A 14,058-nucleotide genomic window follows, 5' to 3' on the forward strand; every position below is an offset into this window, starting at 1 on the left:
CGTGGACTTCTACTCCGCCTACGCGCAGGGCTTCGCCCGCGTCGCGGCCGTCACCCTGCCGGTGCACCTCGCCGATCCCGCCGCCAACGCCGCCGAGGTCGTCGAGCAGGCCCGCGCCTGCCACGACGACAGCGTCGCGGTTGCGGTGTTCCCGGAGCTGTGCCTGACGGGGTACTCCGTCGACGACCTCTTCCTCCAGGACACCCTGCTCGTCGGCGTGCAGGACGCGATCGCCGAGATCGCCGCGGCGAGTGCCGATCTGATGACCGCGCTCGTCATCGGTGCGCCGATCGTGCAGGGCAACCGGGTCCACAACTGCGCCGTCGTCATCCACCGCGGCTCGGTCCTCGGCGTCGCGCCGAAGTCCTACCTGCCCAACTACCGCGAGTTCTACGAGCGCCGCTGGTTCGCGCCCGGTGACGACCGCGAGCTGGAGTGGGTCACCGTCGCCGGCCAGGACGCGCGGTTCGGGCCCGACCTCGTCTTCCGGTGCCTCGACGTCCCCGGCCTCGACCTCCACGTCGAGGTCTGCGAGGACATGTGGGTGCCGGTGCCGCCCAGCGCGGAGGCCGCGCTCGCCGGGGCGACGGTGCTCGCCAACCTCAGCGGCTCCCCGATCACCGTCGCGCGTGCCGAGGACCGCCGGCTGCTGGTCCGCAGTGCCAGCTCGCGGTGCGCGGCGGCGTACGTCTATGCCGCAGCAGGGCAGGGCGAGTCGACCACGGACCTCAGCTGGGACGGCCAGACGATGGTCTACGAGTGCGGCTCGCTTCTCGGCGAGGGCGAGCGGTTCCCCGACGGGCCTCGCCGTACGGTCGTCGACGTCGACCTCGACCTGATCCGGCAGGAGCGCCTGCGGCAAGGGACGTTCGACGACAACCGGCGCACGCACCGCGAGCGCGTCAACCGCTTCCGCACGGTCGAGTGGGAGCTCGAGCCCCCGGCCGGTGACATCGGCCTGCGGCGCAAGGTCGACCGCTACCCGTTCGTCCCCGACGACCCGGCCCGCCTCGAGCTCGACTGCTACGAGGCCTACAACATCCAGGTCTCCGGCCTCGAGCAGCGCCTCAACGCCATCGGCACGCCCAAGGCCGTCATCGGCGTCAGCGGTGGACTCGACTCCACGCACGCGCTGATCGTGGCGTGCAAGGCGATGGACCGGCTCGGCCGGCCGCGCAGCGACGTGCTCGCCTTCACGATGCCCGGGTTCGCGACCGGGGCCACCACCAAGTCGTACGCCACCCGCCTCTCCGAGGCGCTCGGCGTCACCTTCGAGGAGCTCGACATCCGCCCCGCGGCCGAGCAGATGCTCGAGGACCTGGGCCACCCCTACGGCCGCGGCGAGAAGGTCTACGACGTCACCTTCGAGAACGTCCAGGCCGGCCTGCGCTACGACTACCTCTTCCGCCTCGCCAACCAGCGTGGCGGCATCGTCGTGGGCACCGGCGACCTCTCCGAGCTGGCGCTCGGCTGGTGCACGTACGGCGTCGGCGACCAGATGTCGCACTACACCGTCAACGCCGGCGTGCCGAAGACGCTCGTGCAGCACCTGATCCGCTGGGTGATCAGCCACGGCGAGTTCGAGGAGGCGGCCAACGAGGTGCTCGTCGAGATCCTCCAGCAGGAGATCACCCCCGAGCTGATCCCGACGGAGGAGGGCAGGAAGCCGCAGGCGACGCAGGACACCGTCGGCCCCTACAACCTCCAGGACTTCACCCTCGCGATGGTGGTGCGCCACGGCTTCCGGCCGCGCAAGATCGCCTTCCTCGCGTGGCACGCCTGGAAGGACGCCGACGCGGGGGAGTGGCCGCCCGGGTTCCCCGACGACGCGCGGGTGGCGTACGACCTCGAGGCCGTACGCACCTGGCTGCAGGTCTTCGTGAGGCGGTTCTTCGCCAACCAGTTCAAGCGGTCGGCGCTGCCCAACGGACCCAAGGTCAGCCCGAGCGGGACGATGAGCCCGCGCGGTGACTGGCGGATGCCCAGCGACGCCAAGGGGACGGCCTGGCTGACGGAGATCGAGCGGGACGTGCCCGCCTCCTGAGCCGGGGGCGGCGGGTGTGGACAGTCGGCGCGACTGGTGCAACCTCCCCGGCGCCGGCTGCGTCCAGTCAGCACAGACCACCTCACGGGGAGACCGAGATGACCCACCGCACCACCCACCGCACGACCAGGCTGCTCGCGTCGACCATCGCCGGCGCATCCCTGCTCGCCGGCCCACTGGCGGCGACCGCACCGTCCGCCCATGCGCAGGTCGAGGAGCGCGCTGCGGCGCGGACGACCCTCACCTTCACCGTCGACGACTGCGAGGGCTGCGAGGTCCAGCTCGTCAACGCCCGCAGCACCCTCGACGCCGACGTCGTCCACGTCTGGCAGTCGCAGGCCAAGCAGGTGCGCGACGGAACGGTCACGTTCCGCGTGGCGACGAGGCGTACGTGGGGGTTGTCCGCCACCGTCCGCGCGCCGTGGGAGGGCCACACCGGCTACCTGACGACCGTCGCGTGGCGCTACGACGGCGAGCGCGTCGGCGACACCGTCACGCTCGAGGAGGCCGTGACGAAGAAGAGGGCGTCCGCCTGCTGGGAGGGCGTACGCGGGCGCTCGGTCACCGTCCCCCTCGTGGTCGAGAAGGTCCGCGTCCGTGGCGTCAGGGGCAAGGTGGACGGCAGCATCGCCTTCGTCCCGACGACCCAGGGCTGGCTCGCGCCGATGCGCGTGGTCTGGGACGGCGTCCTCGGCTCCCAGGACGTCAACATCTGCCGCTAGGCGCGCTCGCTGCTCAACCAGCGGCGCCGTCGCGGGCGGCCGGCGGGTGCCCCCTAGGCTGGGACCATGGGCAAGCAAGAGGACTTCGTACTCCGCGCGCTCGAGGAGCGTGACGTCCGGTTCGTCCGGCTGTGGTTCACCGACGTGCTGGGGTTCCTCAAGAGCGTGAGCGTGGCCCCGGCCGAGCTCGAGAACGCCTTCGAGGAGGGCATCGGCTTCGACGGCTCGGCCATCGAGGGCTTCGCCCGCGTGTACGAGTCCGACATGCTCGCCCACCCCGACGCCTCGACGTTCCAGATCCTGCCGTGGCGCACCGGCGACGACGGCGGACCCGCGACGGCGCGCATGTTCTGCGACATCGTCATGCCCGACGGCAGCCCCTCGTACGCCGACCCGCGCCACGTCCTCAAGCGCACGCTCAGCAGGGCGGCCGACCGCGGGTTCACGTTCTACACACACCCCGAGATCGAGTTCTACCTGTTCAAGGACGTGCCCGGGAAGGGCGACGAGCCGCAGCCGGTCGACCGCAGCGGCTTCTTCGACCACACCGCGCAGTCGCGTGGCGCCGACTTCCGCCGCGAGGCGATCACGATGCTCGAGGCGATGGGCATCTCGGTGGAGTTCAGCCACCACGAGGGCGGTCCCGGCCAGCAGGAGATCGACCTGCGCTACGCCGACGCGCTCACCACCGCGGACAACATCATGACCTTCCGCACCGTGATCCGCGAGGTCGCGCTCGGACAGGGCATCTGGGCGTCCTTCATGCCCAAGCCGTTCACCACCCACCCGGGCTCCGGCATGCACACGCACGTGTCGCTGTTCGAGGGCGACCGCAACGCCTTCTTCGAGGCCGGCGCCGAGTACCAGCTGTCCAAGACCGGGCGCCAGTTCATCGCCGGCATCCTGCGCCACGCCAGCGAGATCAGCGTCGTCACCAACCAGTGGGTCAACTCCTACAAGCGCCTGCTCGGCGGCGGTGAGGCCCCGTCCGGCGTGTGCTGGGGCCACAACAACCGGTCCGCGATGGTGCGCGTCCCGATGTACAAGCCCAACAAGGGCCAGTCGACGCGCGTCGAGCTGCGCACGATCGACGCCGCCTGCAACCCCTACCTCGCGTTCGCGGTGGTCCTGGGCGCCGGCATGAAGGGCATCGAGGAGGGCTACGAGCTGCCGCGCGAGGCCGAGGACGACGTGTGGTCGCTCACCGAGCGCGAGCGCAGGGCGCTCGGGATCACGCCGCTGCCGAGGAGCCTGTGGGACGCGATCGGCGTCGCCGAGGACTCCGAGCTGTTGGCCGAGACGCTCGGCGAGCACGTCTTCGACTTCTTCCTGCGCAACAAGCGCGCCGAGTGGGAGGAGTACCGCACCCAGGTCTCCGCCTTCGAGCGCGACCGGATGCTGCCGGTCCTCTGAGATGGCGGGTCCCCGCGTCCTGGTCGTCGAGCACGAGGAGTCCTGCCCGCCGCACCTCGTGGGGAGGTGGCTGACGGAGGTCGGCTGCACGCTCGAGGTCTGCCGCCCCTACGCCGGCGACGCGCTGCCGATGCTGACGGCGTACGACGGGGTCCTCGTGCTGGGCGGCGAGATGGGGGCCAACGACGACGACACCGTCCCGTGGCTGGCGCCGCTCAAGGACGCGATCCGGGCTGCCGTCGCCGCCGGGACGCCGCTGCTGGGCATCTGCCTGGGCCACCAGCTGGTCGCCGTGGCGCTCGGCGGCGAGGTGGCACCGAACCCGCGCGGGCAGGCCGTCGGGCTGACCGACGTGCGGTGGACCGCGGCGGCCGCGGAGGACGACTGGGTCGGCACGCGGACGGGCGACGAGGTCGCGATCCACTGGAACAACGACGTCGTGACCCGGCTCCCCGACGGCGCCGTGGTGCTCGCGCACAGCCCGGGCGGCGAGGTCCAGGTCGTGCGGTTCGCCCCGCGCGCGTGGGGGATCCAGGCGCACCCGGAGGTCGACGTCGACATCGTGCGCCACTGGGCGGTGACCGAGCGCGACGAGCACGTCTCGCTCGGGCGTGACCCCGACGCCGTGCTGGCCGCGATCGAGGGCGCGGGTGCCGCGCTCGTCGCCCACTGGCAGCCCCTGACAGCGAGGTTCGCCGCACTGGCAGGAGAGGATCGCGCATGACCTCGTCGGGAACCTTCGTACGGCTCGGCTTCGTCGACGGCCCCGCCGCGGTGCGCGGCATCGACCGCCTCGGCGACGCGGGAGCACCGCTCACCACCAAGCTGGCCGCGACCGCCGACCCCGACGCGGCGCTGGAGGGGCTGATCCGTCTCGCCGAGTCGCTCGACGAGGCGACTCCCGGTGCGGGGGACCGGATGCTGGGTGAGGTCGCGGACGACGAGGGCACGGCCATGCGGCTGTGCAGCGTGCTCGGCGCCAGCGCCGCGCTCACCCACCACCTCGTCCGCCACCCCGAGCAGTGGCGCGAGCTGACGGACCCGACGCTGGGCACCACCCGCGCCGCGGCGTACGCCGTGCGCGAGGCGATGCTGTGCGCGGTCGGGGCCGACCCCCACGCCGCCGAGCCGGTCGCGGGGCTGGCGGATGCGGAGGCTGTCGACGCGCTGCGGGTGGAGTACCGCCGCATCCTGCTGCGGCTCGCGTCCCGCGACCTCGCCCACCACGTCAGCGTCGACGACGCCGCGGCCGAGATCTCGGACCTCGCCGCCGCGACGCTCGAGGCAGCCCTGGCGATCGCCAGGGCCCGGGTCGGCGAGACCGCGCACGCGGCGCGGCTCACGATCATCGCGATGGGCAAGTGCGGCGGCCACGAGCTCAACTACGTCTCCGACGTCGACGTGGTCTTCGTCTACGAGCCGGCCCCCTCGGAGTCCGGTGAGATCGACGACGGTGCCGCGCTGCGGGCCGCGACGCAGCTCGCCTCGCAGCTGATGCGGATCTGCTCCGACCACACCCGCGAGGGCACGATCTGGCCGGTCGACGCCAACCTGCGCCCCGAGGGCAGCCAGGGGCCGCTCGTCCGGACGCTCGCCAGCCACCAGGGCTACTACGAGAAGTGGGCCAAGACCTGGGAGTTCCAGGCGCTGCTCAAGGCCAGGCCCGTCGCCGGTGACGCCGACCTGGGTCGCCGCTACTGCGAGATGGTCGCCCCGCTGGTGTGGAGCGCGGCCGAGCGTGACGGCTTCGTCGCCGACGTCCAGGCGATGCGGCGCCGGGTGGTCGACCACATCCCGGCCCACGAGGCCGAGCGCCAGCTCAAGCTCGGCTCCGGTGGCCTGCGCGACGTCGAGTTCGCCGTGCAGCTGCTGCAGCTCGTCCACGGGCGGGCCGACGCCTCCCTCCGGGAGGGGGCGACGCTCAGCGCGCTGGATGCGCTGACCAAGGGCGGCTACGTCGGTCGCGAGGACGGCGAGCGGCTCCACGAGGCGTACTCCTTCCTGCGCACCCTGGAGCACCGCATCCAGCTGCACCAGCTCCGGCGCACCCACGTCGTCCCCGAGGACGAGGCGTCGCTGCGGCGTCTCGGCCGCTCGCTGGGCCACCTGGCCGAGCCGGCCGCGCAGCTCGACAAGCAGTGGCGCTACCACCGGCGCGAGGTGCGCCGGCTCCACGAGAAGCTCTTCTACCGGCCGCTGCTCGGCGCCGTCGCCAAGCTGGCCGGCACCGAGGCGCGGCTGTCGCTGGAGGCCGCCGAGGAGCGCCTCGCCGCCCTCGGCTACGCCGATCCCCGCGCGGCGCTGCGCCACCTCGAGGCGCTGACCAGCGGCGTCTCCCGTACGTCGGACATCCAGCGCACCCTGCTCCCGGTGCTGCTGGAGTGGTTCGCCGACTCGCCCGACCCCGACGCGGGGCTGTTCGGGTTCCGCCGGATCAGCGAGAGCCTGGGGCGCACGCCGTGGTACCTCACGATGCTGCGCGACGAGGGCCAGGTGGCCCAGCGGCTCGCCCAGATCCTCGGCACGTCGCGCTACGCCACCGACCTGCTGGAGCGCGAGCCGCAGGGCGTGAAGATGCTGGGGGAGTCGCTCGTCCCGCTGAGCGCCGAGACCGTGCTCGCGGAGATGGAGGCGCTGGTCGAGCGGGCCGAGACGCCGGAGGCCGCGGTCGTCGCCGTGCGGGCCGTACGCCGCCGCGAGCTGCTGCGCATCGCGTGCGGCGAGCTGGTGGCCGGCACGGACGTCGCGCTGGTGGGCCAGGGCCTGAGCCGGCTCACCGACGCGACCCTCCAGGCCACGCTCCACATCGCCACGGAGTCCGTACGCCGCCAGCGCGGCCTCGACGCCGCGGCGAGCCGGATCGCGGTGATCGCGATGGGCCGCTACGGCGGGTTCGAGCTGTCCTACGGCAGCGATGCCGACGTGATGTTCGTGCACGAGCCGGTCGAGGGCGTCGAGGCCCAGGCGGCGTCGTCCTTCGCGACGGCGGTGGTCGCCGAGCTGCGTCGGTTGCTGTCGCTGCCGGCCAGCGACCCGCCGCTCGAGGTCGATCCCGACCTGCGGCCTGAGGGCAAGAACGGTCCGATGGTGCGCACGGTGGAGTCGTACGCCGCCTACTACGCGAAGTGGTCGTCGGTGTGGGAGTTCCAGGCCCTCCTGCGGGCTGACGCTGTGGCGGGCGACGAGGCCCTGCGCGCCCGGTTCACCGAGCTGATCGACCCGTTGCGCTTCCCCGTCGACGGGCTCCCGGACGCAGACGTGGTCGAGGTGCGGCGCATCAAGGCCCGCGTCGACGACGAGCGGCTGCCGCGCGGCGCCGACCGGCACACCCACCTCAAGCTCGGGCGGGGTGGGCTGGCCGACGTGGAGTGGACGGTGCAGCTGCTCCAGATGCGGCACGCGGGCCGGATCGAGGAGCTCCGCACGCCCCAGACGCTCCCTGCGCTCGAGGCGGCCGCCGCGGCCGGGCTGATCACGGCGGAGGACGCCGAGACGCTCGCCGACGCGTGGCGGCTGGTGAGCCGCGTCCGCAACGCCGTGACGCTGGTGCGGGGCAAGCCGTACGACCAGCTGCCGCGCGACGCGCAGGAGCGGGCCGCGGTCGCCGGGGTGCTCGGCTACCCGCAGGGCTCGTCGGACCAGATGGTCAACGACTACCTGCGCACGACGCGCCGGGCTCACGCGGTGGTGGAGCGGGTCTTTTGGGAGTGAAGCGCATGACTTCACCATGGATCGGATGAAGCAATAACCTTCATGTTGGACAAATGAAGCAATAACCTTCACGATGGGACGATGACCGCCGTCGCCACCGTCATCGGGGACCTCGTGGGCTCCCGGACCTCGCAGGACCGGAGCGACCTGCACCAGCGGCTGGGGAGCGTGCTCGCCGAGGTCAACGACCTGGTCACGCCCGTGCGCGGTCTCTGGGTCACCGCGGGCGACGAGTACCAGGGCACGTACGCGACCGTGCAGCACGCCGTCCGGGCCACCCTGCTCGTCCGGGTGCGGTTGTGGCCGGCCCACGACGTGCGCCACGGCATCGGTTGGGGCGAGACCACGGTGCTCGACGAGGCGGGCATCGAGGACGGTCCGGGCTGGTGGGCCGCGCGCGCGGCGATCGACGCAGCCGAGCGGGCAGCCGAGACACCGGCGCAGCGGTGGCTACGCACCGCGTACGTCGTGGCCGACGGCGCCGAGGGCGGTGCCGACCCCGCCCTCGTGAACGCCGGCCTGGTCCTGCGCGACGAGCGGGTCAGCGGCCTGTCGGAGCGCTCGGTGTCGGTGCTGCGTGGTCTGCTGTCCCACGAGACCCAGCGCGACCTCGCCGAGGCGTTGGGGATCAGCGCGTCCGCCGTGTCGCAGCGGGTACGCGCCGACGGGCTGGCGGCGATCGTCGCGGCCCACGACCTGCTCGCCCCGGAAGGAGACCGATGAGCTGGCTCGGGATCCTGCTGATCGGGTTCGCCGTCACCGACCTCACCCACTCGGTGCGCCGTACGCGCTACCTCCCGGAGTGCGTCGGTGCCCTGGTGGCGCTGGTCGTGGGCGTGCTCGCGGGCCTCACCTCCGGCCCTGACGTCGTCGCGCTCGTGGTGATCGCGGTCGTCGTCCTCCTGTGGGGGCTGACGGTGACCTGGGGCTTCGGGCACCCGGGCCCCAAGCCGGCGCGCCTGCCGCTCGCCCTGTTCGTCGTCGCGCTCGTCGCGGCGGTGGCGTGCTCAGGCCTCGCGCCCGAGTCAGGTGGGCAGCTGGGGCGCTGGCTCGACTCGGTGTCCCTGCCCGCGCTCGAGGGCCTGGAGGCCGACCGCTTCCTGCTCCTGCTCGGCGGCTTCGCCGTCCAGCTCTCCACGGGCAACGTGCTCGTACGCCTCGTCCTCAAGTCCACCGGGACGATCAACCCGCGCGCCGACGGCCAGATGCCGCCCACCCAGCTCAAGGGCGGGCGCCTGCTCGGCCCGCTCGAGCGGGTGTTCATCCTCGCCCTCGCGCTCGGTGGCCAGGTCACCGCGGCCAGCGTGGTCGTGGCGGCCAAGGGGCTGCTGCGGTTCCCCGAGCTGTCCTCGCGCGACGAGCAGCAGACGGTCCACGAGATGACCGAGTACTTCCTGCTCGGGTCGTTCGCGTCGTGGCTGGTGGCGCTGGGGGCGTTCGTCCTGGTCTCGTGAGGGGCCGGATCAGAGCAATCGCGTCGTCGTCAGGTTCGTCCCGTGGATGGTGTCCTCGCGGTCGGCCTCGGTGAACCCGACCTTCTCCAGCACACGGCGGGACGCGGTGTTCCAGTCCCAGACGGAAGCCCACAGCCGCTCGTACCCGGACGACCTCGCCCAGTCCAGGACCGCCCACGACGCCTCGGTCGCGTAGCCCTGTCCCCTGGACCGACGGAGGAGCTCGAACGCGAGCTCCGGTTCGTGCGCCCCACGTCCGCTGTCCACCAGTCCGCAGTAGCCGACGGCGTCGCCGACTGCCTTCCGCTCGACCGCCAGCAGCCCGGCCGAGGATGGCTCGTGCGCCCGGATCCCCCCCTCGAGCTCTGCGAGCGACGGGCGTCCGTCCGCGTCGATGCGGCGGTGAGGCGGCACCCGTGGATCGCGTTCGGACCACATCTCACGCTGGACGGCGGCCTCGGCCACCCGCCACGGCCTGAGCAGCAGTCGATCCGTCTTGAGCACGACCCCACGGCTCCGAGCCGCACCTCCTGTCACGGCACGACACTTCCAGTGTGCGAGGCCGCGCGTGCCCGAGAGTGGAAGCAGGACTCGAGCAGCCCCCACTGCTTGCCGATGGCACGGCTCCTGCCGCCGTCCGGCTTCTCGTACTGGATCGAGACCGTGGTGCCCGCGGTGTCGCGGTACTGGCGACCGGTGTGGAGCACGTCGTCGAGCTCGTACTCGACGTAGACGCAGCCACGTCCGGCTCCGAAGGTCCGCTCGACGCGTGTGCGGGTCATGCCCGGGGAGACCTGGGCGTACTCATGGCGCGTCACGTGCCGCGGCGCCTCGGGCATCGCCGACGGGGGAGCAGTCGGCACCAGCGCGACGGCCATCAGGACCGCGAGTGCGAGCTGCATGAATCCACGCTAGGTCACCAGGCACTTCAGTGTGCGGTGGTCGCCGGGCGAATGAGCGGTTGACACCCGTCCGCGGGTCAGCCGACATTCACGTTGACGCGCGTGGTGACCCCAGCGTCGACCAGTCCGACGTAGCCACCCAACGCGCCTACAAGCACGCCGATCACCACCAGCTGGCCGATGGAGGCACCCTCGCGGGCTGACGGCCGCGTCCGCTGCCAGGCGTACCAGTCGCTGCGGCAGAACTGTGCGAGCCCGACGAGGGATACCGCACCGGCAGCGAGTGCGAGCAGGGCGTGGGCTGCCTGACCCACGTCGTCCACCGACACCAGGTCGACCAGCCCACCGATGAAGGCCAACGCCAACACGACCCAGGCGAGCACGATCCGAACGCGGCGGGCCCGGACGACGCCGGCGGACACGTAGCCGACCAGAAGTGCGCCGAGGACCACGGACACGACCTGCGACACCTCGTCGTCGACGCGGCCTCCGTGTCGGACCACCAACAACACCTGCCCCGCGAGCGAAGCCCAGGCAACCACCCAGATCGACAGGGGCAGTGGGGACGTTACGTCCAGCCGCTCGCCCACCCCTTCAGCGCTCACTGGGTCATCGTCGCACCCGCCTCACGCACGCGCTGGCATCTGGCCCCGGACGCGCACGCCCCTCTGAAGGCGAACCACACGTGCGGATCTGCCGATGAGCGTGCGTCGATGGCAGCCATCAACACTCGACGCCGACAGCCTGCTTCCATGACCTCCCCGATACCTCAACCGTGACCCAAGTGATCCCGACCGGCCCCTCGGTCCCGCGACCGGTGGGAGGGAGGCACTCGGGACGGTCGCCCATGTGGAAGCTCCCCCCGGAATCGATCCAGGCGACGTCACGCGGGACCCAGAACTCGCCGTGGCCAGGGTCGGGATCGTCAGTGCACGAGATGTCGCCGATGGCCGACAGGCATCTGACCTCCGCCTTATGCATCGCGGGGCGCTGCTGCCCGGCGATGTAGCCGACCGCCAGACCCACCACCAAGAGGGCTGCTGCTGCAGCCGCGCCACGTCGATCCGGAAGCAGACGCGAAACACGCGCGTGGTTCGCTGGCTTGTCCTGCCCGCTCGGCTCCTGCTGACTCATGCGCCCCCCAGCTGTGGTGTAGGCAGAGTGTCGCATCAAGTGACTGGCTTGACGCTCGGAGACACCCGAACCGGCCGGAAGTAGTGCACGCTCATGCCGCGTTGAGGGCGGCTACGCTCGCCCGGATCTGCCGCGATCAGCTCGACCGCACATGCCGATGAGCGGATGTGTCGGAAGGTCGGCGTGATGGAATCGCCACATGGGTGCTTGGGGTCCGGCCATCTTCTCCGACGACACGGCTTGCGACATCCGGTCCGACTACCGCGAGTTGCTCGAAGACGGTGTCGATGACGCAGAGGCGACACAGCGGGTCATCTCGGAGTATCAGCATCTGGGGGACGATGAGGTCCACGTCCTGTGGCTGGCTCTTGCTGCTGCGCAGTCAGGCCTCGGACGCCTTGACGACTTGGTGAAGGCAGAGGCTCTGCGTGTCATTGATGGGGACGTTGGACTGGAACTTTGGGTTGAGGCCGGGGCCAGAGAGTTGGCCAGCCGGAAGGCTGCGCTGGCCAAGTTGCGGAAGACCCTCAGGGGTCCGCAGAAACCTCCATCGAAGGTTCGCCGTCCTTGGTCTCACGTGACCGACCTGAGCCCGGGCGACGTGCTCGCCTGCACGTTGCCTGATGGCAAGCGGGCTCTCTTCCGGGTGGCAACTCTGGACGCGCAGCGGGTGGGCACCGCGCCGATTGTCCGGCGACTGGAATGGGCTAGGGCGTCGCTGCCCAGTGGTCGCAAGTTGGCGAAGTTGAAGCCCCTTCCCGAGACGCGACCGATGGACGATAAGCCCAGCGTGTCCTTCTGTGTCGCTCGGCACCGGAAGAAGGACGAAGACTGGCGGGACGTGGGGTTTGAGATAGTCGGACAGGTTCCGCTGCCATCCGAAGACGCTCAGTTTGCTCCTCGCACCTACACCACTTGGCGTGCACTACGGACCAGTCTGGACAACGGCTGGTAGGTGCAAACGGCTGTCCCCGCAGGACCCAGGCTGTGGTCAGCCGTATGGTGCGACAACGCACTCATCTGCCGCGTTGAGGGCGGCTACGCTCGCCCGGATCTGCCGCGTTGAGGGCGGCTACGCTCGCCCGGATCTGCCGCGTTGAGGGCGGCTACGCTCGCCCGGATCTGCCGCGTTGAGGGCGGCTACGCTCGCCCGGATCTGCCGCGATGCGTGCGGATCGGTTGGCGTGTGTCCGGTCCCCGTCGAGGTCGACGCCTACCCGACGTAGATGTCGACGCCGGGCGGGGCTTCGAGGATGAGTCGTGCTTTCTCCGGGTGGATGCGGTGCGTGCCGGTGTGGTCGACGAGGAAGCCGAGGCCGTGCGGGGTGAGCCAGACGTAGCGTCCTTCGCCACATTGGCGTGACCGATAGCCCGCGTGGGTCTTCCAGCGGTGGTGGCGTCGGCCCAGCGGGCCGGAGTTGTGCGGGCCGGTCTGCGCCGGCGGGGGATCTCGACCGTCGTCGCCGGTGCCGCCGTGCTGGTAAGGGGTGGGGTGGTCGAGATCGACGTGTCGGCTGGTGGAGGTCGCGAAGGGCCAGTAGTCGCCGCCCGTGACGAGGTGCACCTGGTCCCTTAGCGACTCGGGGTGTTCGTAGGCGGTGTAGCGGACCCGGGATGACAGGTCCTTGACGGGCTGGACCTTGAGGGTGTGGTGGCGCAGGAGCTCGGCGAGGCGGGTGAGCGTGACGGGTCCCAGGCCCTCGACCCGCGTCACCCCGCCGATGTGCACGGCGGCTTCGTGGAGGTGGACGTGGAGCACGCTCTTGGGTGCGAGCGGTGACAGGTCGACGTCACGCAGGGACTCGAGGAGGTCCGCGGGGAAGGCCAATGCGCGAGAGGGAGCCTGCGGCTCGCGGTCGAGGTCGAGCTCGGGGTCGTCGGTGTCTGTCCCTGTCTGGGTGTGTTCGAGGAGGAGGGTGAGGAGCTCGGCGGGTCGGGCGAGCCAGCCGAAGGCGAGAGCGCGGAGCTCGTCGGGGTGGGCCTCGGGGTGCCGTGGGGCGACGATCTCGGCGACGCGGTGCACGGTCGCGTCGACGGCTGCGGCGTCGCCGGCCTCGAGGCGGGCGATGAGGGTGCGGAGTCCGTGCTCGTCGGTGCGGCCCAGGCCGAGGTAGCGGCGACGGCGCTCGGCCTCGCAGCGCTCGTCGTGGAGGTCGGGGTCGGCTTCGACGACCTTGGCCTCGGCGACCTGCAGCACCCGCGCGGCGGACTCGCTGGCGATCACCCGGGACACCGCGGAGTCCACCACCCCGACCCTGGCGAGGGGGAGGTGGCGCGACAGCTTCGCGACACGGCGCGCGATCCAGGGCTCGCACTCCCCGCGCCGGCACACGGCCCAGGTCAGCGGGAGGCGGTGCTGGAGGTCGAGGACGTCAGCGATGGCGTTGGAGGTGGCAGTGACGCCGGTGCTGCGGGCGAGGGCGATCTCACCGAGGCAGAAGTCCTGCACGCCGGGGGTGCCGTCACCGCCGAGCTGGCGCAGCACGTTGCCGACGCGGCGCGCGATGTGGCCGTCGGGGCCCTCGGTGGGGTCGCTCGAGTGGGCTGCTGCCCAGGTCGCGAGGACGTCGAGCTTGTGGACCTCGGCGAGCCGGGCGGCTCGTTCGGCCTCGGTCGCGGCAGCGAGGAGGCCGAACGCGTCGAGGTCGGTGAGGTCGGTGGACATGGGTCGATTCTAG

General features: G+C 71.5%; 13 protein-coding genes. 8 read left to right on the forward strand and 5 right to left on the reverse strand.

Annotation, left to right across the window (positions count from 1 at the left end; genetic code table 11):
• Nucleotide 1: 1 nt before the first annotated feature.
• The 7 genes from EXE59_RS15905 (at nucleotide 2) to EXE59_RS15935 (ending at nucleotide 9,344) form a co-directional block, all read left to right on the forward strand.
• Nucleotides 2-2,044: an NAD(+) synthase gene (locus EXE59_RS15905; RefSeq protein ID WP_135839774.1), complete on the forward strand. Its 2,043-nt coding sequence runs from the start codon at nucleotides 2-4 to the stop codon at nucleotides 2,042-2,044.
• 98 nt (nucleotides 2,045-2,142) lie between these two features.
• Nucleotides 2,143-2,766: a hypothetical protein gene (locus tag EXE59_RS15910; RefSeq protein WP_135839775.1), complete on the forward strand. Its 624-nt coding sequence runs from the start codon at nucleotides 2,143-2,145 to the stop codon at nucleotides 2,764-2,766.
• Between the two features lie 66 nt (nucleotides 2,767-2,832).
• Nucleotides 2,833-4,179 (forward strand): glutamine synthetase family protein, encoded by a 1,347-nt coding sequence (locus tag EXE59_RS15915; RefSeq protein ID WP_135839776.1) that lies wholly within the window; start codon nucleotides 2,833-2,835, stop codon nucleotides 4,177-4,179.
• A gap of 1 nt (nucleotide 4,180) precedes the next feature.
• Entirely contained in the window at nucleotides 4,181-4,903 is a 723-nt protein-coding gene (locus EXE59_RS15920; protein WP_135839777.1) for a type 1 glutamine amidotransferase, read from the forward strand.
• Nucleotides 4,900-7,890 carry a bifunctional [glutamine synthetase] adenylyltransferase/[glutamine synthetase]-adenylyl-L-tyrosine phosphorylase gene (locus tag EXE59_RS15925; RefSeq protein WP_135839778.1) on the forward strand — a complete coding sequence of 997 codons (2,991 nt, stop codon included), beginning with the start codon at nucleotides 4,900-4,902 and terminating at the stop codon, nucleotides 7,888-7,890. Before EXE59_RS15920 ends, EXE59_RS15925 begins: the two co-directional genes overlap by 4 nt.
• Nucleotides 7,891-7,971: 81 nt before the next feature.
• Nucleotides 7,972-8,613, forward strand: coding sequence for a SatD family protein (locus tag EXE59_RS15930; RefSeq protein WP_135839779.1), 642 nt, complete (start codon nucleotides 7,972-7,974; stop codon nucleotides 8,611-8,613).
• A complete protein-coding gene (locus EXE59_RS15935; RefSeq protein ID WP_135839780.1) occupies nucleotides 8,610-9,344 on the forward strand; it encodes a hypothetical protein in 735 nt (244 codons plus the stop codon). Before EXE59_RS15930 ends, EXE59_RS15935 begins: the two co-directional genes overlap by 4 nt.
• Nucleotides 9,345-9,353: 9 nt before the next feature.
• Here EXE59_RS15935 and EXE59_RS15940 read toward each other — a convergent pair whose 3' ends face one another.
• The 4 genes from EXE59_RS15940 to EXE59_RS15955 form a co-directional block, all read right to left on the reverse strand.
• Nucleotides 9,354-9,848: a GNAT family N-acetyltransferase gene (locus EXE59_RS15940; RefSeq protein WP_210429034.1), complete on the reverse strand. Its 495-nt coding sequence runs from the start codon at nucleotides 9,846-9,848 to the stop codon at nucleotides 9,354-9,356.
• Between the two features lie 29 nt (nucleotides 9,849-9,877).
• Complete coding sequence (locus EXE59_RS15945) at nucleotides 9,878-10,246, reverse strand: hypothetical protein (protein WP_135839782.1); 369 nt, start codon at nucleotides 10,244-10,246, stop codon at nucleotides 9,878-9,880.
• A gap of 77 nt (nucleotides 10,247-10,323) precedes the next feature.
• The gene (locus tag EXE59_RS15950) at nucleotides 10,324-10,836 is read right to left on the reverse strand and encodes a hypothetical protein (RefSeq protein WP_135839783.1); all 513 of its coding nucleotides are present in this window, start codon (nucleotides 10,834-10,836) and stop codon (nucleotides 10,324-10,326) included.
• Nucleotides 10,837-10,969: 133 nt separating this feature from the next.
• Entirely contained in the window at nucleotides 10,970-11,380 is a 411-nt protein-coding gene (locus EXE59_RS15955; protein ID WP_135839784.1) for a hypothetical protein, read from the reverse strand.
• Between the two features lie 199 nt (nucleotides 11,381-11,579).
• On the opposite strand from EXE59_RS15955, the gene EXE59_RS15960 reads away from it, so the two are divergent.
• Complete coding sequence (locus tag EXE59_RS15960) at nucleotides 11,580-12,335, forward strand: hypothetical protein (RefSeq protein ID WP_135839785.1); 756 nt, start codon at nucleotides 11,580-11,582, stop codon at nucleotides 12,333-12,335.
• A gap of 258 nt (nucleotides 12,336-12,593) precedes the next feature.
• Here EXE59_RS15960 and EXE59_RS23830 read toward each other — a convergent pair whose 3' ends face one another.
• A complete protein-coding gene (locus EXE59_RS23830; RefSeq protein WP_168218551.1) occupies nucleotides 12,594-14,045 on the reverse strand; it encodes a hypothetical protein in 1,452 nt (483 codons plus the stop codon).
• Nucleotides 14,046-14,058 lie beyond the last annotated feature (13 nt).

Origin of the sequence: Nocardioides eburneiflavus, assembly GCF_004785795.1 — a bacterium.
GTDB lineage: Bacteria > Actinomycetota > Actinomycetes > Propionibacteriales > Nocardioidaceae > Nocardioides > Nocardioides eburneiflavus.

What these genes read in the sequence shown, in the direction of transcription:
- EXE59_RS15910 (WP_135839775.1), top strand. Translation starts at nt 2,143, where the DNA reads ATGACCCACCGCACCACCCACCGCACGACCAGGCTGCTCGCGTCGACC.
- EXE59_RS15915 (WP_135839776.1), top strand. Translation starts at nt 2,833, where the DNA reads ATGGGCAAGCAAGAGGACTTCGTACTCCGCGCGCTCGAGGAGCGTGAC.
- EXE59_RS15920 (WP_135839777.1), top strand. Translation starts at nt 4,181, where the DNA reads ATGGCGGGTCCCCGCGTCCTGGTCGTCGAGCACGAGGAGTCCTGCCCG.
- EXE59_RS15925 (WP_135839778.1), top strand. Translation starts at nt 4,900, where the DNA reads ATGACCTCGTCGGGAACCTTCGTACGGCTCGGCTTCGTCGACGGCCCC.
- EXE59_RS15930 (WP_135839779.1), top strand. Translation starts at nt 7,972, where the DNA reads ATGACCGCCGTCGCCACCGTCATCGGGGACCTCGTGGGCTCCCGGACC.
- EXE59_RS15935 (WP_135839780.1), top strand. Translation starts at nt 8,610, where the DNA reads ATGAGCTGGCTCGGGATCCTGCTGATCGGGTTCGCCGTCACCGACCTC.
- EXE59_RS15945 (WP_135839782.1), bottom strand. Translation starts at nt 10,246, where the DNA reads ATGCAGCTCGCACTCGCGGTCCTGATGGCCGTCGCGCTGGTGCCGACT.
- EXE59_RS15955 (WP_135839784.1), bottom strand. Translation starts at nt 11,380, where the DNA reads ATGAGTCAGCAGGAGCCGAGCGGGCAGGACAAGCCAGCGAACCACGCG.
- EXE59_RS15960 (WP_135839785.1), top strand. Translation starts at nt 11,580, where the DNA reads ATGGGTGCTTGGGGTCCGGCCATCTTCTCCGACGACACGGCTTGCGAC.
- EXE59_RS23830 (WP_168218551.1), bottom strand. Translation starts at nt 14,045, where the DNA reads ATGTCCACCGACCTCACCGACCTCGACGCGTTCGGCCTCCTCGCTGCC.